This window comes from Clostridium sp. AM27-28, from assembly GCF_003480955.1.
In the GTDB taxonomy this organism is placed as follows: domain Bacteria; phylum Bacillota; class Clostridia; order Lachnospirales; family Lachnospiraceae; genus Otoolea; species Otoolea fessa.
On record NZ_QUJT01000002.1, the window covers coordinates 249542 to 269764 of the forward strand.

Below are 20223 nucleotides of genomic sequence, written 5' to 3' on the forward strand. Positions count from 1 at the left end.
ATGGTACACTAATATGGTATATCAAAAAATGGGAGGAAGACTCAAAAATGAGCAAAAAAGAAGAAAAAGGGCTAAAGTCCTTTAACAAGGGATTCCAAGTGCCAGATACCTACATTATCATCTTTTTAGTAGTCGTTATCGCAGCACTTCTGACATTTCTTGTACCAAAGGGATTTTACGAAACACAGGATATTTCATATATGATCAATGGTGTTGAGAAAACCCGTACAGTAATCAAGGACGGAAGTTTCCAGTATCTGACAGATGATGCAGGAAATGTAGTAACAGAAGGAGTAGCACTCTTTAGCGGAGATGGTGGAACAGGATTCTTCAACTATATGTATAACGGAATCGTAAATAGTTCTGCAATCGAGATTATCGCATTCCTTATGGTAGTAGGTGGTGCATTTGGTATCATGATCCGTACAGGTGCGATTGAATCTGGATTGATCGGATTGATCCGTAAGGCCAAGGGAGCAGAAAAACTACTGATTCCGATACTTTTCGTACTGTTTTCTCTTGGTGGAGCAGTTTTCGGAATGGGAGAAGAAGCGCTTCCGTTTACTATGATTCTTTGTCCGTTGTTTGTAGCAGTTGGATATGATTCAGTTATCGCAGTTCTTGTTACTTATGTTGCCACACAGATTGGCTTCGGTTCATCTTGGATGAATCCGTTCTCTGTAGGCATTGCACAGGGTATTGCAGGTATTGACGTATTCTCCGGTGCAGGATTCCGTATGGTAATGTGGGTCGTATTTACAGCACTCGGCTGTGGAATGACTATGTTCTATGCATCAAAGATTAAAAAGAATCCGACAATCTCAATCGCATATAAGACGGATTCATATTTCCGTGAGCAGAATGAAACAACAGGAATTGACGAAGGACATTCATTTGGTCTTGGACACATTTTAGTCCTTCTGACACTGGCTGTTACAGTAGTATGGGTAGTTTGGGGAGTTATGACTCAGGGATACTACATGCCGGAGATTGCAACACAGTTCTTTATTATGGGAATTGTTTCCGGTGTGTTTGGAGTTATCTTTAAACTGAATGATATGAAACTGAATGATATTGCAACATCTTTCAAAGATGGAGCAAAAGACCTGATCGGTGCTGCCCTTGTCGTTGCTATGGCACAGGGAATCATGCAGGTTCTTGGTGGTTCTGATCCGACAACACCTACAGTTATTAATACAATTATGTATAATATTTCAAATGCATTGTCTGGAGTTTCCGGAGCAGTTGCAGCCGTACTTATGTATCTGTTCCAGTCCGTATTTAACTTCTTCGTTGTATCCGGAACAGGACAGGCTGCCATCACAATGCCGATCATGGCTCCGCTGTCAGACCTGTTAGGTGTTTCGCGTCAGACAGCTGTAGTTGCATTCCAGCTTGGTGATGCATTTACAAACCTGATTGTTCCTACATCCGGATGCTTGATTGGATCTCTTGCAATTGCAAAGATTGAGTGGTCTAACTGGATTAAATTCATGTGGAAATTCCTTGGTGTCTTAATGATTGGTGCAATCATTACAGTTCTTGTTGCAGTTGGAATTGGATTCTAAAATATGTATTTTATCTCAGTCGAGAAGATTCCCACCTCTTTTGGTGGCGAGTAATAGCAAATTTGTCTCAGTGGGAGTGATTTGTGATGAAATTAATTCAGAATATTGATGTTTATGCTCCACAGCATCTGGGGAAAAAAGATGTACTTATAATCAATGATAAGATTGTTAAGATTAAAGATGCGGGTTCTATATCCGCAGACGGATTTCTTTCTGAGACAGAAAGGATCAATGGAGAGGGGCTACTTTTAACTCCGGGATTCATTGATAGTCATGTTCATGTACTCGGAGGCGGTGGCGAAGGCGGATTCGCCAATCGTACTCCGGAAGCAACCATGGAAGGACTTACGAAGTTTGGAGTGACAACCGTTGTTGGCTGCCTTGGAACAGATGGAATCGGTCGTGATATGTGTGCACTGGTTGCAAAGACAAAAGGATTGAATGAGCAGGGAATGTCTGCATACTGTTATACCGGAAGTTATCAGATTCCGGTCCGCACGTTGACTGACAGTATTGTGAAAGATATTATGATGATTCAGGAAATCATTGGAACGGGAGAAATCGCGATCTCTGATCATCGTTCTTCACAGCCGACTTTCGAGGAATTTGCACGTGTCATTGCGGATACAAGGCTTGGTGGTGTTCTTTCCGGGAAAGCTGGCATTGTAAATGTTCATCTGGGCGATAGTCCGAGATGCTTAGATCTGATTGAACGAGTAGTCGATGAGACAGAGATACCGGCAACTCAAATACTGCCAACACATATCAATCGAAATGAGATGCTTTTTGGCAAGTCGATTGAGTATGCACTGAAAGGCGGAGCAGTAGACTTTACTGGAAATGAAGATATTGACTATTGGGAAACTATCTGTGATGAGGTACGTGTATGTAATGGTATCAAACGGATGTTAGATGCAGGAGTAAATCCTGACCGCATAACAATTTCTTCTGACGGGCAGGGAAGCCTTCCGATGTACAGTAGTGATGGAAAATTCCTTGGAATGGGCGTTGGACAGTCCAGCTGCCTTCTGAAGGAAGTAAAGGAATGTGTATTTAAAACAGAAATTCCTTTAGAAATAGCAATTTCTACAATTACATCGAATCCAGCAGATATTCTTTGTCTTAAGGGAAAAGGTAAGGTTGAAGAAGGCTATGATGCGGATCTTTGTATTCTCGACCAGGAACTTCAGCTTGTTGAAGTGATTGCAAAAGGGAATACAGTTTATAAAAAATAAAGGATATCAGATGTGAGAAGCATCAGTCACTTAGTTGGCTGGTGCTTTTTTGCGTGCTTATACAGTTGATAAAATGATAACCTTTCATAAAAAGAGATGCCGTCTGCTGGTAGAATTAAAAAGAAAAAAAGTTGTTGACATACACCACAAATATAATAACAATTCTAAATGTTTGAATTATAATTATTCTATATGATAGAAGAAGGAGATAAATAATAAATGGATGATTCCTTTCACTACTTGGGAGAGTTATTCTTTTATCTATTTAAGCGACCGGCTTAAGGCAAAGTTGACGGTATATCGGACGTTTTGTCCGAAATCATAGCCTGATCCCTTCTTTTATATACGACAGTATGCCTGAGATACCTTTAGCCAGCCGATAATAGCTGAAATGGATTTTTTCTTTTATAGGGTCTGCTTTCTGTATGATTGCAACCTTCAGGGCATGCGTTTCTGATTTCATGGATATATGTGCCAGAAATGCCATGCACAGGGTAATATAAAAATTTAGGGCATTGATTGCAGTGAGCTTCCTTACACGGAAGTTTTCAAACTGAAACATCTGCTTTTTTAGAGGTTTCTGGGCTTTGTGCTTGCAAAATGCTTGCAGTAAGTAAAATTTCTTATAATTTGAAAATACCAAGATGAAAATATCAATGAAAATATCAAGGAAAGAAATCCCTTGACATTTCCCACCAACATGCCTAAAATAATAAACAGATTGCATACATGAAATCAATCAAACCAAACAAACCAAAAGCTATGATCGTGTTTTATAAGATACTGTTTCCGGTCAGAGAGAAGAGGTCAGCGGCTGTGAGCCTTTTTCCGTTCAGACAGATATCCGAATTTCCCACGGGAGCTGCATTGCTGAAATTTAGAGTAGGCATTGCCGTCTGGTGTACGTTACATACCGGAAAGTGTCTGTGGCAGACGAAAAAATGACCTGCCGACAGGAAGCTGGGTGGTACCGCGGTATAGATATGATCGTCCCTTTGCACGTTTTGTGCGAAGGGATTTTTTTATGTCATGTCGCAAGCGACCGCGCGAGACGCCCGAATGTGCCAGAGAACATCCTTTATGCACAAATTCGTGTCCACAAGTTAAAGCAATATCAAGATAAAAAGCAACAAAAGTAATAGAAGGAGAGAAATCATGCAGGATTTAAAAGAACTGAATGAAGTGATCACTGCGATCAAAGAGGAAATCCGCCAGGGTGCGGATGCTCTGACGACTTCCAAGAGTGTCTATGAGTTTAAGAAGACCTTTCTGGATAATAAGCAGGGCAGAATTGGTCTGCTGATGAAAGAAATGCGCAATGTTGCCAATGACCAGAAAGCGGAATTTGGTAAGACTATCAACGGCGCCAAGGAGTGGGCAAACAATTTCTTTGACGAGCTGGATCAGAAATTAAAAGAGAAAGAGCAGCAGCAGCGCTATGAATCGGAGAAGATTGATATCACGATGCCGCCGGTTAAAATCCGTTACGGTAATCTGCATCCAGTTACGACGGTCCGCAATCAGCTGACGGATATCTTCACCTCTATGGGATTTGAGGTATATGAGGGAACCGAGATCGAGACCGATTATTATAACTTTACAGCTTTAAATACACCGCAGGATCATCCGGCGCGCGATATGCAGGATACATTCTATCTGTCTCCGGAATTCTTGCTCCGTACCCAGACATCGGCTGGACAAGTTCATGTCATGGAAGCGAAAAAACCGCCGATCAAGGTTGTTTCCCCGGGTAAAGTATTCCGTTCTGACGATGATGCGACCCATTCTCCGATGTTCAGCCAGATGGAAGGTCTGGTTGTTGATGAGGGCATCACCCTGTGTGATTTAAAGGGTATGCTGGATATGTTTGTTCAGAGAATTTTCGGTGAGCAGACAAAAACGAGACTTCGTCCGTCCTATTTCCCGTTCACGGAGCCGTCTGTTGAGGTCGATGTAAGCTGCTTCCAGTGCGGCGGCAAGGGCTGCCGTCTGTGCAAGGAAACAGGCTGGATCGAGGTCCTCGGCGCTGGTGTGGTAAATAAGAAGGTACTGGAAAACTGCGGCATTGATTCCAATAAATACAGTGGATTCGCATTCGGATTGGGTCTGGAGCGTATCGCAATGCTGAAATACGGCATCAACAACATCAAGATGCTTTTTGAGTCTGATCTGCGTGTGCTGGATCAGATCGATGACTGATCAGGACAGGAGGATTAGAAATGCTTGTACCGTTAAGCTGGTTAAAAGATTATGTAGATATTAATATTTCCGCAGATGAGCTGGAGAAGAAGCTTTTTGACTGTGGATTTGAGGTAGAAGAAAAATGGCAGGTTGGCAAGGATATCAGCGGCATCGTCGTTGGTTATGTTGACTCCTGTGAGCCGATTCCGGAAACACATCTTCATGTGTGCCAGGTCAATATAGGTGGTCCGGAACTCTTACAGATCTGCTGTGGCGCTGACAATGTAAAAGCTGGCGGAAAATTCCCAGTTGCCATGATTGGCGCGAAAGTATATGCAACTGCAAAAGATCATGTGACGATCGAGGGCGTGGCCACCATTAAAAAGGGTAAATTGAGAGGTTATGAGTCCCAGGGTATGCTGTGTTCCGGTACCGAGCTTGGCTTAAACGAGGATCTGTATCCGGGTGCTGGTTACAACGGATTGCTGGTTCTGCCGGAGGATGCGGAAATTGGTTCGGATGTCAAAGAGCTGACCGGCTTAAATGACTGGATCTTCGATGTTTCTATCACGGCAAACCGTCCGGACTGCCAGAGTATTTTCGGTCTGGCAAGAGAGGTTGCCGCCGCACTGGGCGAGCCGCTCAAGACACCGGCACTGGATTACACTGAGACAGAAGTTGAGAAAGAAGGCTTCAACGTAACGGTAGAGGCACAGGATCTTTGCCCGCGTTACATTGCACACTATGTATATGACGTAAAACTGGGTCAGTCCCCGGCATGGATGAGACGACGTCTGGCTTTGGTAGGAAATAATTCCATTTCCAATATTGTTGATATTACAAACTATATCATGCGTGAGTTAGGTCAGCCGCTTCATGCGTTTGACTGCGATTATCTGGAGGGCAATGCGATCAACGTAAGACGCGCGGCCGAGGGCGAGAAGATCGTGACGCTGGATGAGAAAGAATTTACCTTAAATCCGAACAATCTGGTTATCTGCGACGGCAAAAAGCCGGTAGCACTTGCCGGAATCATGGGTGGTTTAAATTCTGAGGTCCGTGATACCACGACGGAAGTGATGTTCGAGGCAGCTAAATTTGCCCGTGACAACATCCGCAGAAGCTCCCGTGCATTAGGACAGGGATCCGACGCGAGCCAGCGATATTCTAAGGGCGTCGATGAGTACACAACCGAGATGGCGATGAAACGTGCCCTGCACCTGGTTGAGGAGCTGGGAGCTGGTAAGATTTCCAAGACCCATAAAAATGTAAATACCGGAAACTCCTTAGAGCCGACCACCTTCAAGACAAGTGTTAAGAAGGTAAACGCTGTTCTGGGTATTACCGTTCCGGACGAGGATATTTTACGCATCCTGGCTGGCTTAAACTTCCAGCCGGAGATCAACGGCGACGAACTGACCATGCATTTCCCGGCATACCGCGAGGATATGGAAGATTATCCGGATGTTGCCGAGGAAGTGATCCGTATGTACGGCTACGATCACATCACATCGACCTTCCTGCCGAGTGCTAAGGTGACGATCGGTGGAAGCAACCTGCGTCAGAGAACAATTCTGAAAGTAAAGAGAACGCTGTGCAGTGTTGGCGCATTTGAGGGAATCCACTATTCCTTCTTCTCCCCGTCGGATCTGGATGAAATGGGATTTGCAGAGGACGCGCCAGAGCGCAGGGCGATCCGCATCATGAATCCGATCAACGAGGATCTGTCCCTGATGAGAACAACACTGGCACCGCAGATGATTCATGCGATGGGACGCAACCAAAAGAGAGGCATCTTCGAGGGACGTATCTTCGAGATTGGAAATGCATTTATTCCGAAGTCCCTGCCTCTGACGGAATATCCGGAAGAGCGAGAGACGCTGTGCATCGGTGCATTTGGCAAGGAAGAGTCCTTCTTTACCTTAAAGGGAATGGCAGAGGCAGTTGCCGATGTTTTAAATATTACTTTTAACTATGAAAAAGCAGAGAAACCGTTCCTGCATCCGTATCAGACCGCAGCGATCTTCTGCGAGGGCGAGGAGATTGGTTACCTCGGTAAGGTAAAATATGAGATCATGAAGGAAGAGGCAATGCGCGAAGATGCGTATGTGTTGGAGATCAGCATGAAAGCGCTGGAGAAATGGTATGGAAAAGCCAAAGTATTTGAGCCGCTTCCAAAATTCCCGGAGGAAAAACGTGATCTGGCGCTGGTTATGGACAAAGACATCACCTGCGGACAGGTTGAGGGCTGTATCCGCGAGGCTTGTGCTTACGTCAAGGATGTTAGTCTGTTCGACGTATACGAGGGCAGACAGATCGCAGCCGATAAGAAATCGATGGCATTTACCGTTCTCTTCACTCCGAAGGAAGAGGCGTTCAAGGCAGATACCGTTGACGGATATGTCAAGAAAGTGCTGAAACAGCTGAATAAGACGTATGGAATTGAGCTGAGAAGCTGATTTTGAAGGAAAGAAAAGGCTGCTGTCCAGAGAGAGAAACTTTGGACGGCAGTCTTTTTGTGTAATAGGAAATTCCTTGGAATTCCCTATTACACAAAAAGGCACTAACGTGCCAATGATGCGCACTCGCGCGAAGCAGAAACATGTCGCAAGCGACCGCGCTCGGCGCGAGAATGTGCCAAGGCACATTCTTTTTCACGTTCATAAAAAAATGTTTGATGATAAGTTTGATTACGCTTCATTTTCTATTCGTATAATCACAATATCATTTAATTTCAAAACCATATTTTTCTGCGGAAGCACCGACAGATCATCGCGCAGCACCAGAAATATCTTGATATTCTGCTCTTCTTCCATCTCTTCAATGGTTTTTCCGGCATATCGTTTATCGACGAAAACCTCGGCAATTTCCTGAATATCCGCGTCCTTCATGCTGGACAGGCTGCTCTTGCGCTGGTACTGTTCGACGAAACCGGCGCTGATGATACCGGTTGGGATCGCGACGGCACCGACTCCGAGGTAGGCGATGCAGATCGCCATCACGCGCCCAAGCGTTGTGACCGGGTAAATATCGCCGTAACCGACGGTCAGCAGCGTGGACATACTCCACCAGATGCCGCTGAATGCATTGCGGAAAATGTCCGGCTGAGCGTTGTGCTCGACACTATACATGCACATGCTGCTCGCCAGCATCAGCACCATGACGATGAACACAGAGGAAATGATCTGGTTCCGTTTTTCATAGAGTACGGTGGTAATGATGTTGAACGAGTCGTATTTCGCATTGAGCCGGAACAGATGGAAAATCCGCGCCACGCGCAGCATACGGAAAATGATGAAGCCCGACAGAAAAAAGACCGGGATGATCGTCAGCAGATCCACCACTCCATCAAAGGAAATGAGAAAGCAGAACCGGGCGCGTCCCGGCGTTTTTTCTGGATAGAGATAGTCGGCAGTCCAGATGCGCAGCGCGTATTCAATACAGAAAATCAGGACACTGGCATGTTCCAGCATGGTAAACAGACCACCGAAGGATGTTAATTGATCGAATGTTTCCAGAAACGTGACAATGATATTGCAGATGATCGTGAAGGTGATGAAAATATCGAATGCACGGCTGATACGGTTGCTCTTGTCGCCGATCTGGATGATGTTAAATATTTTTTCTTTCATAGTGGATATTTTTATAATAATTTTGGGTAAATGTGTTTCCCTGTTGGTATAAAAGAGGGGGGGGATCTCAGTCGAGAAGACTCCCACCTCTTCAGGTGGTGAGTAATAGCAAATTTGTCTCAGTGGAAGCTTTGTCTCCGACTGAGATAAACGCTCCGCGAGGATGCGCAGTGATTCTGATAGGAATATGTCAGCTTCGCTGACCAGAATCACGCACCAAGTCTCACGGACGTTCGACTTGAATATAGTTGCAGATATTATTATTGTATCATTTTCAGGCATCCCTTGCAATCTTTCTGGTGTCTGGGTATAATTTCTGTAGGTAATTTAAAAAGGTAAAATGCTTTGTTTAGAACGGCCGTATTTAAAATAGAAGGTGCCGTATAATAGCAAGCATGCTCACAAAGGAGGAATACGATGCTGTTTATTTATTATCCAAAATGCAGTACCTGCCAGAAAGCGAAAAAATGGCTGGATGCACAGGAAATTTCATATACAGAGCGCCATATCGTGGAGGAAAATCCGACGTATGAGGAATTGAAGAAGTGGCAGGCGAGAAGCGGGCTGCCGATCAAGAAATTTTTCAATACGAGCGGGATGCTATATAAGGAAATGCAGTTAAAGGATAAGCTGCCGCAGATGAGCGAGGACGAACAGTTGAAGCTGCTTGCCACCAATGGGATGTTGGTAAAACGCCCTGTCATTGTGGATGGAGATACTGTTTTAACGGGATTTCGGGAGAAGGAATGGGAAGAGAAGCTGCGGTGATGGACTGGGAGCAGAAGTTTCCTTTCTTACGTGAAAAAGGACACGTGGTTTCGCTGATTGGCGGAGGCGGAAAGACGACGCTTCTGTATGCGCTGTCGGCGTACTGCACGGCGAAGGGATGGCGGGTGCTGACGACGACGACGACGCATATTCGGAAGCCGGTAAATGTGCCGTGGATTGCGGTAAATGAGGAAGAAAATACCGCGTGGGAGAATGCCAGAAAAGAGCGCGATCGTCTCTGGCAGCAGGGAACCTACGTCGTAGCCGGAACCCCAGCCCCACACGAAAAATTGGCAATTCTGCCAGAAGCGATTCGAAGCAAGTGGATTTCGGATGCAGATATCACATTTCTGGAGGCGGATGGCGCGAAATGTCTTCCGTGTAAATTTCCGGCGGCTCATGAGCCGGTGATACTGCCGCAGAGCGATATCGTGCTGGCGGTCGCGGGGCTGAGTGCCCTGTATCGTCCGCTGGGGGAGGTGTGCTTCCGGGCGGAGCTGGCGATTGAGGCGTGGAACAGGGATGTGTGCGAGTATGGGGACGCAGCTTATCCCAAAGAAGGAAAAAGACTGCTCAAAGAAGTGCCTATTTCGAAAGATACGTCTTTGACTCCAGAACTTCTGGCATGGCTTCTTGGTAGCGAAAACGGTGCCAGAAAAGATATATTGGGGCGTTCGTTTTTTGTGGTTCTGAACCAGGCGGACACGTCAGAGCGCCGGGAGGATGGCAGAAAGGTACTGGATATCCTGAAACATAGCTACGGAATTCAGGGAATTTTAACTTCCTTTTCAGGAACAGAACGAAATCAGGAGTGAGAGAGATGGGTGAGAAAAAGGATATCGTATTTTGTACGGGCGGAGGCTGTACGGCAAAGCTGGGAGCCGGTGTTTTAAGCCGCATTTTGGAAAAACTACCGCGCGGCGAGAAGGATCCGAATCTTTTAGTCGGATATGACAGCCGGGACGATGCGGCAGTGTATCAGGTCACGGAGGATCTGGCGCTGGTGCAGACGGTTGATTTCTTCCCGCCGATGGTGGACGATCCATATATTTTTGGACAGGTTGCAGCGGCAAATGCGTTGAGCGATGTGTACGCGATGGGCGGTGAGGTCAAGACGGCGCTGAATCTGGTGTGTTTTCCGGAATCAATGGATTTGAATGTTCTGGGACAGATTTTACAGGGCGGCGCGGAGAAGGTGGCAGAAGCAGGCGGCATTCTCGCGGGCGGTCACTCGATTGCGGACACGGGCGTGAAATACGGTTTGTCCGTGACGGGACTGGTAAATCCGAAAAAGCTGTACGCCAATGATGCCGGACAGCCGGGCGACCGCCTGATTTTGACAAAGGCATTGGGTGTTGGGCTGATTTGTTCGGCAAACCGCGTCGGAGAAGTGACAAAAGAGCAGATGGACGGGGCGGTACAGTCGATGACGACGCTCAATAAAACAGCGGCGGAAATCAGCCGGAAGTACACGGTTCACGCGTGCACAGATGTGACTGGGTTCGGTTTTCTGGGACATCTGCATGAAATGATGGGGCGCGGGCTGTCGTGCGAGATTGATGTGAACCATATCCCGGTGCTTCCGGGCGCACGTGAGTCGGCAGATGCGTTTTTATACACGGCGGCAGGACAGAGAAACCGCAACCATGTCGGGGCGGCGGTGCAGTTTGAAAATGTACCGTTTTCAATGGAAGAGGTCTTGTTTGACCCGCAGACCTCCGGCGGACTTCTGATGGCAGCTGCCCCGGATGAGGCGGAGAAACTGGAACAGGAGCTGCAGAACGCCGGGCTTCCGGCGCGGATCGTGGGAACGATCACGGAACCGATCACGGAATCGGGAGAGGTTGAAATTTTTGTACGAGGATAGGAGGAAACAGAAATGAAGAAAGTAGATGCAAGAGGAGACGCATGCCCAATTCCGGTCGTAAAGGCAAAACACGCGATAGAGGAACTTTCGGGTGCCGGACAGGTGGAAGTGCTGGTGGATAATGAGATTGCAGTTCAGAATCTGACGAAAATGGCAGAGCAGAAGGGCTATCAGAGCAGTGCAAAGAAGCTGGCGGATCAGGAATATCAGGTTATCTTTACGGTGGGTGAACAGACAGAAGAGGAAAAAGCGCAGGCAGGAGCCGAAGGCGAAGCCTGTATTCCGGACAGCCGTACCGATACCGTGGTTGTGATTGCCAATGATAAGATGGGCGAGGGCAGTGAGGAACTTGGAAAGACGCTTTTGAAGGCATTTACATTTGCCCTGACCCAGCAGGACAACTTGCCGAAAACCATTCTTTTCTATAACGGCGGAGCCAGTCTGACCTGTGAAGGATCTCCGATGCTGGAGGATCTGAAGACACTGGAGGCAGAAGGTGTGGAGATCCTGACCTGCGGCACCTGCCTGAATTTCTATGGCCTGACCGAGAAGCTGGCAGTCGGCGGTGTAACCAACATGTATGTCATCGCTGAAAAAATGCTGGGCGCTGGAAATGTGGTAAAACCATGATTTATATGGACAATGCGGCGACTTCGCTTCAAAAGCCGCTGCAGGTGGAACAGGCAGTCCTTGAGGCGCTTCGCACCGCAGGAAATCCGGGGCGCGGCGCGCATGAGGCAACCTTACATGCTTCAAGACTGGTGTACGGGGCACGTGCGGCAGCAGCAGAATTGTTCGATGCGGAAGATGCGTCGCGGATTGCCTTTACGGCAAACGCAACGGAGGCGCTGAACATAGCCATTTCCGGGCTGATTCGTCCGGGCGATCACGTGATCACGACGGTCTGTGAGCATAATTCGGTGCTGCGCCCTCTTTACCGTCTGCGTGATCAGGGAGCGACGCTTAGTTTTGTGGGTGTGGATGCGCGTGGAAATCTAAAATATGAAGAGTTGGAAGCATTTCTGCGCCCAGAGACGCGTGCGGTGGTAATTACCGGCGCGTCCAACGTGACAGGAAATGTGACGGATCTTTCCTATATTTCTTCGTTTGTTAAACAGAATGGACTGCTTCTGATTGTGGATGCGTCGCAGACTGCAGGGGAAGAACTGTTTTCCGTGCAGAAGCTCGGAATCGATGTGCTCTGTTTTACCGGGCATAAGGCGCTTCTGGGACCACAGGGAACCGGCGGGCTGTATGTGAAGCCGGGACTTTCGGTGGAACCGCTTCTGGTTGGCGGCAGCGGCATTCACAGTTATGATGAACACCATCCGAAGGAAATGCCAACGGCACTCGAAGCCGGGACGCTCAATGTCCATGGTCTGGCGGGGCTGGCGGCAGGCATCCGTTACCGGATGGATCAGGGGATCGAGAAATTGCAGAAACGGGAGCGGGATTTAACACGCCGTTTTTACGAACAGGTGAAGGAAATTCCGGGCATCATTGTGTATGGAGCTCCGGCAGAAAAATGTCATGCGCCGATCGTCTCCCTCAACTTTGCCGGGGAAGATTCGGCACGTGTGGCGGATGCACTCTGGGAAGAATACGGCATCTGCGTCCGCGCGGGGGCACACTGTGCGCCGCTCATGCACCGGGCGATTGGAACGGTCGGTCAGGGAGTGGTGCGGTTCAGTTTTTCGCATTTTAATACGGAAGAGGAGATTGAGAGGGCAGCAGAAGCAGTTCGGGCACTGGCAGAGGAAGCGTAGGGGAGAAATTGGTAGTATGAGAGAAAAACATCCATTTATCGTACTGTCCTTTCAGACAACTGTGGCGGCGATGAAATGGGAAAAACGATGTATGGAAACGGGCATTCCGGGACGTTTAATTCCACTTCCGAGGGAGATTTCTGCCGGCTGTGGTCTTGCGTGGCGGATGCGTCCGGAAGAGTGGGAGCAGTGGAGCGGACGGATAGACACTTCTGTTTATGATAAGGTGTCGTGTGTGTGGCAGTAAAAAGAATTACTCTAAAAGCAGAAAACACAATCAAAAAATTATTTGAAGAAGAAGCTGCATAAACAGGTAATGGAAATAATAGTAGCAAAAGTGAGATAGGAGAAGGCATCCTCATGAAACGAGATGATTTAATTATTGTGCGCGGCGGCGGTGACCTGGCAACTGGGACGATTCATCGGCTCTGGGCGGCAGGGCTTCGTGTGCTGGTGCTGGAGATTGAAAATCCGGCGGCGATCCGGCGACAGGTAGCTCTGTGTGAGGCGGTTTATACAAAAACAACTGAGGTCGAGGGGCTTCGTGCTGTCCGGATTGATCGATATGAGGAGGCAGAAGCGGTCTGGCAGGAAAATAGCGTGCCGATTTTGATTGATCCGAAAGGCGTGTCGATTGGAGCGCTGAAACCGGCTGTTGTGATCGATGCGATTCTGGCAAAGCGAAATCTTGGAACTCGCCGGGATATGGCACCGCTCACGATTGCACTTGGTCCGGGCTTTACGGCAGGTGAGGATGTGGATGTTGTGGTGGAGACAAAGCGCGGTCACCGGCTTGGGCGAATTATCCGCGAGGGTGCGGCAATCCCGAATACGGGGATTCCGGGCGTGATCGGTGGATACGGTGCAGAGCGGGTGATTCACGCGCAGGCAGCGGGGATTTTCAAAAATGTGCGTGTGATCGGTGATAGCGTTGAAGCCGGGGACACGATCGCGGAGATTTGGCAGGAGGACGGAACGAAACTTCTGGTTCAGACACAGATCACGGGCATTCTGCGAGGTCTTTTGCGGGATGGTTATCTGGTGACGGAACATTTCAAGGTAGCAGATGTCGATCCGAGAAAAGAGGAACTTTCCAACTGTTTTCTGATCTCGGACAAGGCGAGATGTATCGCGGGAAGTGTACTGGAGTTGGTGTGTGCCCAGTTATGGAAGTAAAAGAGAGACTATAGCAATAGTTCCTTTGAGAAAAATTCTAAGAAATTTCATCCTAATCATTGACGTATAGCAAAAAAACAGCGTAAAACTTTCTGGATAAGCTCCTTTGGCAGGCAGCTTTGATAAACTTCAGGCTCTGGTTTTGGAAGATGATCCCTATGATTGTTAGAATCTTCATGTCATAGGAAACTTCGTCCTATGACACAAAAATGCTCCGCGGAAAAGCACAGCGAACTATAAAGACGCTGTGCCTTCCGGGGTTTCTTCCCCTTCATTTGCTTCCTCCATGGTGACAATCGGCTGGATGGCCTCATCGGTGTAGCGGACGCGCAGAACTGCCTGGGGCCAGTTAAGCTTAATTAGGGCTGTTTTCTGGCGTTCGCTTCCGGCTTTTTCGATAAGATCCAGGAGTTCCCGTAAGACTTCTTTGGTCAGATAGCCGCCCCGCCAGTGGAAGGTAAGAGTTTTTCCTTTCTTGGCAGCCTGGAGAGAACGTTTGTATACATCCTCTTGTTTGGTAAAGGAGAGTTTCTTTTCTTTGTAGTAGAAATGATCGCTGTCCGTGCAGGCAGGCGCCGGGGCGATGAGCGGTTCGTGGTCGCGGAAGATCGCCTTGTCGTCGAGATTGAAGTAATCGTAGCGGATTTCCTCCCCTGTCTGGCTGCATTTGCCGAGACTGTTGTCGAAGGTAGCGTCCAGATGGTAGTACGTTTTCCCGATCTTGACGATGTTCCAGGTATGGCGGTATTTGATGCCCTTTTCAGGGTTATTGCCGCAGAGCGCGATCATGCACCAGATGCCGAGCGTATCACAAAGAATTTTGACCGATTTGGCGATGCCCTCGCAGACGCCGACGCCCTGTCCCAGAGGTCCGATGATCTCATGGGAGTAGGGCTTTTTTAATTTGTCATAGTGAACGTGTTCGCAGATAAAATCGTGGATATAGCGTTCTTTTTCCAGTTCAGTCAGCTTCATTGCCGGGCGGGCAAGTTTTTCGACGCGGGCGCCCATCGCTTTCTGATGTTCGCGGATCTTGCCCTTGTCAAAGAGGTATTCCGGTATCAGGATCAGGTTCGGGGAATCTGGGTAATACTTATATTTAAAGCCGGAAGCCCAGAAAATCTCCGGGTGATCGAGCCGCAGTTCAAAAAATACATTGCTTAAATCCTTTCCCTCCAGGCGCGGAATCTGAAATTCGTCGGAGAGATTGGTAAGCCCCTGCTGCATGGCGCGGTAGGCGGCTTGCTGATTCTTGTTCATGTGATTATAGTAAAATGGTTCCATTTTGATATTCCTTTGTAACTCTTTATATTTTAGTGTGATTCAGCCGCTTTCTCAATCTGCCCGGATTCCGGGTCAAACCAGACGCGATCGCCCTCATCGATTCCGGCATCATAGAGTGCCTGATCCGCGGTGCGTATCGTATATTCTGGATGCTCTGAGAGGTTTGCATTTTCAGTTGTGTCCAGCAGACGGACACAGACCATCGTTTCCTGTCCGTCCGGGCGTTCTTCACAGCCAAAATCGGCTTCGTATATTTCTAAAACCCGGCAAAGACGCGGGAATGTTTGATTGTTGTTCATTGTGTATATGCCTCATTCCATGAGAAAATTTCTGTTTTTATCTTTTTAATTTTAGCAGAAGATGATAAGGCAGGCAAGTAGAGAAGAAAGGGAGGAAATAAATTAAATGCGAAGCCACGGCAAATTCCGTTACTGGGCATGATGCGTGAACAGTAACGATGGGACGGCTGGGAAGAAAAGCGGGAGGGGGGGAAATTTGAGGGGAAAATTGCTGGCAGATACTTGTAATTCTAATAAAAACAGGTAGAATAGAAGCTGTCTATGTCCGCGGGAGACGGACATAAAAGTTACAATCACGGGGGTTATAAGTAAATGGCAAAAAAGAAAAACAGCTTCAGCGGTTCGCTGGGGTTTGTGCTGGCAGCAGCCGGAAGTGCCGTCGGTGTAGGAAATATCTGGCGTTTTCCGTATTTATGTGCGAAAGACGGAGGCGGACTGTTCCTGCTGGTGTATCTGGTGCTGGTGGCGACATTTGGATTTGTACTTCTGACGACGGATGTGGCGATCGGCAGAAGAACGAAGGAGAATGCGCTGCGGGCGTTTGGAACGCTGCATCCGAAGTGGAAGTTTGTTGGATACCTGACGTTTCTGGTTCCGATGTTAATTATGACGTATTATTCGGTCATCGGCGGATGGATCACGAAATATTTCTTTGAGTATTTGACGACATCCGGCAGGGATGTGGCCGAGGACGGATATTTTACATCGTTTATCACGGAAAAGAATGCGCCGCTGATTTTCACGGGAATCTTTCTGGCGCTCACAATCTGGGTTGTATACAGAGGTGTGGAGAAGGGAATTGAGAAATTTTCCTGTTTTATCATGCCGGGACTGATCCTGTTAGTCATCGGAATCGCGATTTTTTCACTGACGCTTTCCTACACGGACGCGGATGGGACGGTCCGGACGGGAATACAGGGATTCCTCGTCTACGTGCGCCCGGATTTTACGGGACTGACGGTAAAAGGATTTCTGGAAGTACTGCTGGATGCGATGAGCCAGCTCTTTTTCTCACTGAGTGTGTCGATGGGAATTATGGTAACATATGGTTCTTATGTCAAAGATGAGATCGATTTGAACAAGGCGACCAACCAGATTGAATTTTTTGATACAGGTGTGGCGCTTCTGTCCGGTATGATGATTATTCCGGCGGTCTTTGTATTTTTAGGACGCGACGGCATGGCGTCCGGTCCGAGTCTGACCTTTATTTCGCTTCCAAAGGTATTTCAGGCGATGGGCGGCGCCGGTCATATCGTGGGACTTGCATTTTTCCTGATGCTTGGCTTTGCGGCGCTGACATCCTGCGTTTCTGTCATGGAAACGCTGGTTGCCAACTGCATGGAAGTGTTTGGAAAGACGAGAAAACAGATGTGTGTGATGGTCGGAATCTATTCCCTGATCACGGCAGTTCTCATTTGTCTGGGCTACAATATTCTGTATTTTGAGTTGAAGCTGCCGAACGATTCCACCGGACAGCTGCTTGATGTGATGGATTATATCAGCAACAGCTTCCTTATGCCGATCATATCCTTCTTAACCAGCATCCTGATCGGATGGGTGGTCGGACCGAAGTGGATCGTGGAAGAAGTCGAGAAAAATGGGGAACATTTTTCAAGAGCAGGTATGTACAGCTTCTTAATCCGGTATATTGTGCCGGCTGTCATGCTGGTTCTTTTCCTGGTATCGACCGGGTTTATTAATATGCTGTAATGAAAAATGGTTTTAGCTGGTTTTCACGGTAAATATGTGAACTGGTTAAAAACTTTTTTCATAGAAAGAGCGTCCCATGAAAAGACGCTCTGTTTGAAAGTGTCTCATTATTCCTCACGGTCATCCGACTCGATCTTATAGGTATATCCGGCATTTTCGATCGCCTGAATTGTATCTTTGATGCCCTGTCCGCCTGCTTTTTTTATAGGATTCAATAAAAACAGGAATCCGTTCGGAACAAAACCCATTAAAGATGTATGAAAATAGGAATCATTAAAACCGATTTTATCATTTTTACCGGCTAGTGTCAACTTATAAAATTGTAAAAGTTTACAATCAAAACTGGACAATATATCGATTTTTTGCTATGATAAGCTAGTTAGAAAAAACTAACTTGCAGGGAACGTGAAAACGAAGTAAACTAGGTGCATAGGTGTGAAAGCTAGGCAGCCTGATTGGATAGAGTGGAGAAACAATGCAGTATTTGTGGATAAATCCGGTTTCTGCCGGGATGTGTGAGGAAGATTCGCTGAAGCGTTTTTTAGAACGGCATGGTCTGACGCGGGTCGAGTGCCGGGGCGATTGGGGACGGATCGTCCGGGAAAGATATGAAGCTAGTCTGCGGGCGGGCGTGACGCTTGCGGATGCGCGCTGTCCGGAGGCGGTTCGGCTGCTTGAAGAGATACAGAAGGAGCCGGAAAACGAATCTGGAATTGAAAACCTGAAAGTTGCCCCGATCGAGCCGATTTTACTTCACTGTGCGCGGGAATTAAGCACGCGTCCGGATCTGGCGGATGGGGAGAAGATCATCACGACGCCATGCCAGAGTCTTGCGGTGCTTGGAAATTCGCTGGGACTTGAGAATACGCGGTTTATCGCATGGAATCGTCTGGCGGGCGGTGAGGTGCGCGTCCGGGCGATCGAAGACAGCCCGATTCCGCCGGGGTATTTTGCGGGAATCTGCCGGAAAGATGGACAGGCGGCGAAGGTAGAGAGTGTCAGCAGTCCGGAGAAAATCCGGGCATATGTGGAGAGCGGAAGCTGGAAGCAGGCGGATCTGCTGGAACTTTTGTATTGTAAGGATGGATGCCATCACGGGGATGGCGTGCAGACAGAGTGAGAGAAAGCTGCGGTTCATGGAAAACGCTTGAAGAAGCGGAAAATGCATGAATTGCGGCAAAAGAATGGGAAGAATGAAAGAAACGAAGAAATTCAAGGATAATTGGCAGAAATACTTCGGTCCGGCGCTGGGAATCGGAGCGGTATTTCTGATCTGGTATTTGGTCTGCCGCATGGAGATGGTCAGTGCGTATGTGCTGCCGTCCCCGGCGCGGGTGTGGACGAGCTTTTTAAAAATGGTGAAAATCGGGGAACTGTGGCGGGATATTTCAATCAGTTTCCTGCGTGTCATGAAGGGATTTGCGATTGCGTTCCTGTGTGCCTTTGTGCTGGGAATGTTCAGGGCGCTGTTTCCGGGCAGCAGCGTTTACTATGAGTATATTGTGCAGTTTTTCCGCAATGTCCCGCCGCTCAGCATGATTCCGCTGCTGATTCTCTGGTGCGGAATCGGAGAGACGACGAAGACGGTGATTATTGTGCTGGCGTCCTTTTTCCCGATGTACTTAAATATCGTGAAGGGATTTACCGGGTGCGATTCGAAACTTCTGGAAGTGGGCGATATGTTTGGCTACTCGAAGCGCCGCAAATTTTTCCGCATCATTCTGCCCTATGCGATGGCAGATATTCTGGTCGGAATGCGGATCGGGCTTGGCTATAGCTGGCGCGCCATTATCGGTGCGGAGATGGTGGCGGCGTCCACCGGGCTTGGACATATGATTTTATTTGCACAGCAGATGTCGCGGACCGACAAGGTGATCGTGGGGATTCTGGTGATCGGGGCAGTCGGATATGTGACGGACCGCCTGTTTGGATGGATGATAGGATTTGTGCTGAAAGGATCCGGGGAAAATGGCTGGAATTGAACTGATTGATATTCATAAAACATACCGGGTGGATAACCGGGAGATTCCCGTTTTAAACGGGATCAACCTGTCGCTTCCGGCGGGGAGAATCACCGTGATTCTGGGGCAGAGCGGATGCGGGAAAACGACGCTTCTGCGGCTGACCGGAGGACTGGAGACGGCGGACAGCGGAGAGATCCGCTGGGAGAGCGCCCATAAGACGGCATTTGTCTTTCAGGAACCGCGCCTCATGCCGTGGCTGACCGTTTGGGAAAATGTGGTGTTCGGGCTTTCAAAAAAGGAGACAGATCCGGGGAAAATAGAGGCGGTTATCCGCACGGTCGGATTATCTGGATTTGAAAAAGCATATCCGGCACAGCTCTCCGGCGGAATGCAGCAGCGGGCGGCGATCGCGCGGGCGCTGGCGTATGAGCCGACCTTTATCATGATGGATGAGCCGTTTGCCGCGCTTGACTATTTTACAAGGGAACAGATGCAGAAAGAGCTTCTGCGCGTCCAGCAGGAGCGCAGTGCGAGCATTCTGTTTGTGACGCACAGCATCGATGAGGCACTGATTCTGGGAAGCCAGATTGCGGTCATTGAAAAGGGCATGGTCAAAGCGCTCTATGAGGTCAAGGCGCCGCAGGAAGAGAGGAATCTTTTGGAGGATGAGATGATAACCCTGAAAAGGGATATTATAAATAATTTATAACTGTTCAGTGCCTTCACAGTCACGCGCAAAAATCCATTAAAAATTGCCTACGGCAATGGGATTT

The 20223-nt window shown here is 48.1% G+C and carries 18 protein-coding genes; 15 read left to right on the plus strand and 3 right to left on the minus strand.

Annotation, left to right across the window (positions count from 1 at the left end; genetic code table 11):
* The first annotated feature begins 47 nt into the window (after nt 1-47).
* From yfcC to pheT, 4 genes are all read left to right on the plus strand, one after another.
* Entirely contained in the window at nt 48-1568 is a 1521-nt protein-coding gene (yfcC, locus tag DW720_RS03910; protein WP_118468203.1) for a putative basic amino acid antiporter YfcC, read from the plus strand.
* 86 nt (nt 1569-1654) lie between these two features.
* Nucleotides 1655-2803 (plus strand): beta-aspartyl-peptidase, encoded by a 1149-nt coding sequence (gene iadA, locus DW720_RS03915; protein WP_118742907.1) that lies wholly within the window; start codon nt 1655-1657, stop codon nt 2801-2803.
* Between the two features lie 1155 nt (nt 2804-3958).
* Nucleotides 3959-5002: a phenylalanine--tRNA ligase subunit alpha gene (gene pheS, locus DW720_RS03925; RefSeq protein ID WP_022359088.1), complete on the plus strand. Its 1044-nt coding sequence runs from the start codon at nt 3959-3961 to the stop codon at nt 5000-5002.
* 20 nt (nt 5003-5022) lie between these two features.
* On the plus strand, nt 5023-7443 hold the full coding sequence (gene pheT / locus DW720_RS03930) for a phenylalanine--tRNA ligase subunit beta (protein WP_118742906.1): 2421 nt from the start codon (nt 5023-5025) through the stop codon (nt 7441-7443).
* 231 nt (nt 7444-7674) lie between these two features.
* On the opposite strand, the gene DW720_RS03935 is transcribed toward pheT, so the two are convergent.
* Entirely contained in the window at nt 7675-8616 is a 942-nt protein-coding gene (locus DW720_RS03935; protein WP_022359086.1) for an ion transporter, read from the minus strand.
* A 417-nt stretch (nt 8617-9033) separates the two neighbouring features.
* Between DW720_RS03935 and DW720_RS03940 the strand changes: the two genes are divergently transcribed.
* From DW720_RS03940 to yqeB, 7 genes are all read left to right on the plus strand, one after another.
* Nucleotides 9034-9384 carry an arsenate reductase family protein gene (locus DW720_RS03940; protein WP_022359085.1) on the plus strand — a complete coding sequence of 117 codons (351 nt, stop codon included), beginning with the start codon at nt 9034-9036 and terminating at the stop codon, nt 9382-9384.
* Nucleotides 9363-10199 carry a selenium cofactor biosynthesis protein YqeC gene (gene yqeC, locus DW720_RS03945; protein WP_243099695.1) on the plus strand — a complete coding sequence of 279 codons (837 nt, stop codon included), beginning with the start codon at nt 9363-9365 and terminating at the stop codon, nt 10197-10199. Before DW720_RS03940 ends, yqeC begins: the two co-directional genes overlap by 22 nt.
* Before the next feature lie 5 nt (nt 10200-10204).
* Nucleotides 10205-11251, plus strand: a complete 1047-nt coding sequence (gene selD / locus DW720_RS03950; RefSeq protein ID WP_118749273.1) for a selenide, water dikinase SelD — start codon at nt 10205-10207, stop codon at nt 11249-11251.
* Between the two features lie 12 nt (nt 11252-11263).
* Nucleotides 11264-11881: a sulfurtransferase-like selenium metabolism protein YedF gene (gene yedF, locus DW720_RS03955; RefSeq protein ID WP_118749274.1), complete on the plus strand. Its 618-nt coding sequence runs from the start codon at nt 11264-11266 to the stop codon at nt 11879-11881.
* Nucleotides 11878-13017, plus strand: coding sequence for an aminotransferase class V-fold PLP-dependent enzyme (locus tag DW720_RS03960; protein ID WP_118749275.1), 1140 nt, complete (start codon nt 11878-11880; stop codon nt 13015-13017). The genes yedF and DW720_RS03960 overlap by 4 nt, the downstream gene beginning before the upstream one ends.
* Nucleotides 13018-13033: 16 nt before the next feature.
* Nucleotides 13034-13264: a DUF3343 domain-containing protein gene (locus tag DW720_RS03965; RefSeq protein ID WP_117796196.1), complete on the plus strand. Its 231-nt coding sequence runs from the start codon at nt 13034-13036 to the stop codon at nt 13262-13264.
* 113 nt (nt 13265-13377) lie between these two features.
* Nucleotides 13378-14193, plus strand: coding sequence for a selenium-dependent molybdenum cofactor biosynthesis protein YqeB (yqeB, locus tag DW720_RS03970; RefSeq protein ID WP_118749276.1), 816 nt, complete (start codon nt 13378-13380; stop codon nt 14191-14193).
* A gap of 234 nt (nt 14194-14427) precedes the next feature.
* Here the strand turns inward: yqeB and DW720_RS03975 are convergent, their stop codons facing one another.
* On the minus strand, nt 14428-15477 hold the full coding sequence (locus DW720_RS03975; RefSeq protein WP_118749277.1) for a transglutaminase domain-containing protein: 1050 nt from the start codon (nt 15475-15477) through the stop codon (nt 14428-14430).
* Between the two features lie 29 nt (nt 15478-15506).
* Nucleotides 15507-15776 (minus strand): hypothetical protein, encoded by a 270-nt coding sequence (locus DW720_RS03980; RefSeq protein ID WP_022359077.1) that lies wholly within the window; start codon nt 15774-15776, stop codon nt 15507-15509.
* Between the two features lie 312 nt (nt 15777-16088).
* Here DW720_RS03980 and DW720_RS03985 point away from each other — a divergent pair, with 312 nt between their 5' ends.
* The 4 genes from DW720_RS03985 to DW720_RS04005 all read left to right on the plus strand — a co-directional run bounded on the left by DW720_RS03985 (nt 16089) and on the right by DW720_RS04005 (nt 20159).
* Entirely contained in the window at nt 16089-17486 is a 1398-nt protein-coding gene (locus DW720_RS03985) for a sodium-dependent transporter (protein WP_118749278.1), read from the plus strand.
* A gap of 475 nt (nt 17487-17961) precedes the next feature.
* Complete coding sequence (locus DW720_RS03995) at nt 17962-18606, plus strand: hypothetical protein (protein ID WP_118293482.1); 645 nt, start codon at nt 17962-17964, stop codon at nt 18604-18606.
* 73 nt (nt 18607-18679) lie between these two features.
* Nucleotides 18680-19468, plus strand: a complete 789-nt coding sequence (locus DW720_RS04000) for an ABC transporter permease (protein WP_118742937.1) — start codon at nt 18680-18682, stop codon at nt 19466-19468.
* Nucleotides 19455-20159, plus strand: coding sequence for an ABC transporter ATP-binding protein (locus DW720_RS04005; RefSeq protein WP_118523920.1), 705 nt, complete (start codon nt 19455-19457; stop codon nt 20157-20159). The genes DW720_RS04000 and DW720_RS04005 overlap by 14 nt, the downstream gene beginning before the upstream one ends.
* Nucleotides 20160-20223 lie beyond the last annotated feature (64 nt).

Excerpts from the sequence above, each read along its gene's own strand:
- yfcC (WP_118468203.1), top strand. The coding sequence starts at position 48 with ATGAGCAAAAAAGAAGAAAAAGGGCTAAAGTCCTTTAACAAGGGATTC.
- iadA (WP_118742907.1), top strand. The coding sequence starts at position 1,655 with ATGAAATTAATTCAGAATATTGATGTTTATGCTCCACAGCATCTGGGG.
- pheS (WP_022359088.1), top strand. The coding sequence starts at position 3,959 with ATGCAGGATTTAAAAGAACTGAATGAAGTGATCACTGCGATCAAAGAG.
- pheT (WP_118742906.1), top strand. The coding sequence starts at position 5,023 with ATGCTTGTACCGTTAAGCTGGTTAAAAGATTATGTAGATATTAATATT.
- DW720_RS03935 (WP_022359086.1), bottom strand. The coding sequence starts at position 8,616 with ATGAAAGAAAAAATATTTAACATCATCCAGATCGGCGACAAGAGCAAC.
- DW720_RS03940 (WP_022359085.1), top strand. The coding sequence starts at position 9,034 with ATGCTGTTTATTTATTATCCAAAATGCAGTACCTGCCAGAAAGCGAAA.
- yqeC (WP_243099695.1), top strand. The coding sequence starts at position 9,363 with ATGGGAAGAGAAGCTGCGGTGATGGACTGGGAGCAGAAGTTTCCTTTC.
- selD (WP_118749273.1), top strand. The coding sequence starts at position 10,205 with ATGGGTGAGAAAAAGGATATCGTATTTTGTACGGGCGGAGGCTGTACG.
- yedF (WP_118749274.1), top strand. The coding sequence starts at position 11,264 with ATGAAGAAAGTAGATGCAAGAGGAGACGCATGCCCAATTCCGGTCGTA.
- DW720_RS03960 (WP_118749275.1), top strand. The coding sequence starts at position 11,878 with ATGATTTATATGGACAATGCGGCGACTTCGCTTCAAAAGCCGCTGCAG.
- DW720_RS03965 (WP_117796196.1), top strand. The coding sequence starts at position 13,034 with ATGAGAGAAAAACATCCATTTATCGTACTGTCCTTTCAGACAACTGTG.
- yqeB (WP_118749276.1), top strand. The coding sequence starts at position 13,378 with ATGAAACGAGATGATTTAATTATTGTGCGCGGCGGCGGTGACCTGGCA.
- DW720_RS03975 (WP_118749277.1), bottom strand. The coding sequence starts at position 15,477 with ATGGAACCATTTTACTATAATCACATGAACAAGAATCAGCAAGCCGCC.
- DW720_RS03980 (WP_022359077.1), bottom strand. The coding sequence starts at position 15,776 with ATGAACAACAATCAAACATTCCCGCGTCTTTGCCGGGTTTTAGAAATA.
- DW720_RS03985 (WP_118749278.1), top strand. The coding sequence starts at position 16,089 with ATGGCAAAAAAGAAAAACAGCTTCAGCGGTTCGCTGGGGTTTGTGCTG.
- DW720_RS03995 (WP_118293482.1), top strand. The coding sequence starts at position 17,962 with ATGCAGTATTTGTGGATAAATCCGGTTTCTGCCGGGATGTGTGAGGAA.
- DW720_RS04000 (WP_118742937.1), top strand. The coding sequence starts at position 18,680 with ATGAAAGAAACGAAGAAATTCAAGGATAATTGGCAGAAATACTTCGGT.
- DW720_RS04005 (WP_118523920.1), top strand. The coding sequence starts at position 19,455 with ATGGCTGGAATTGAACTGATTGATATTCATAAAACATACCGGGTGGAT.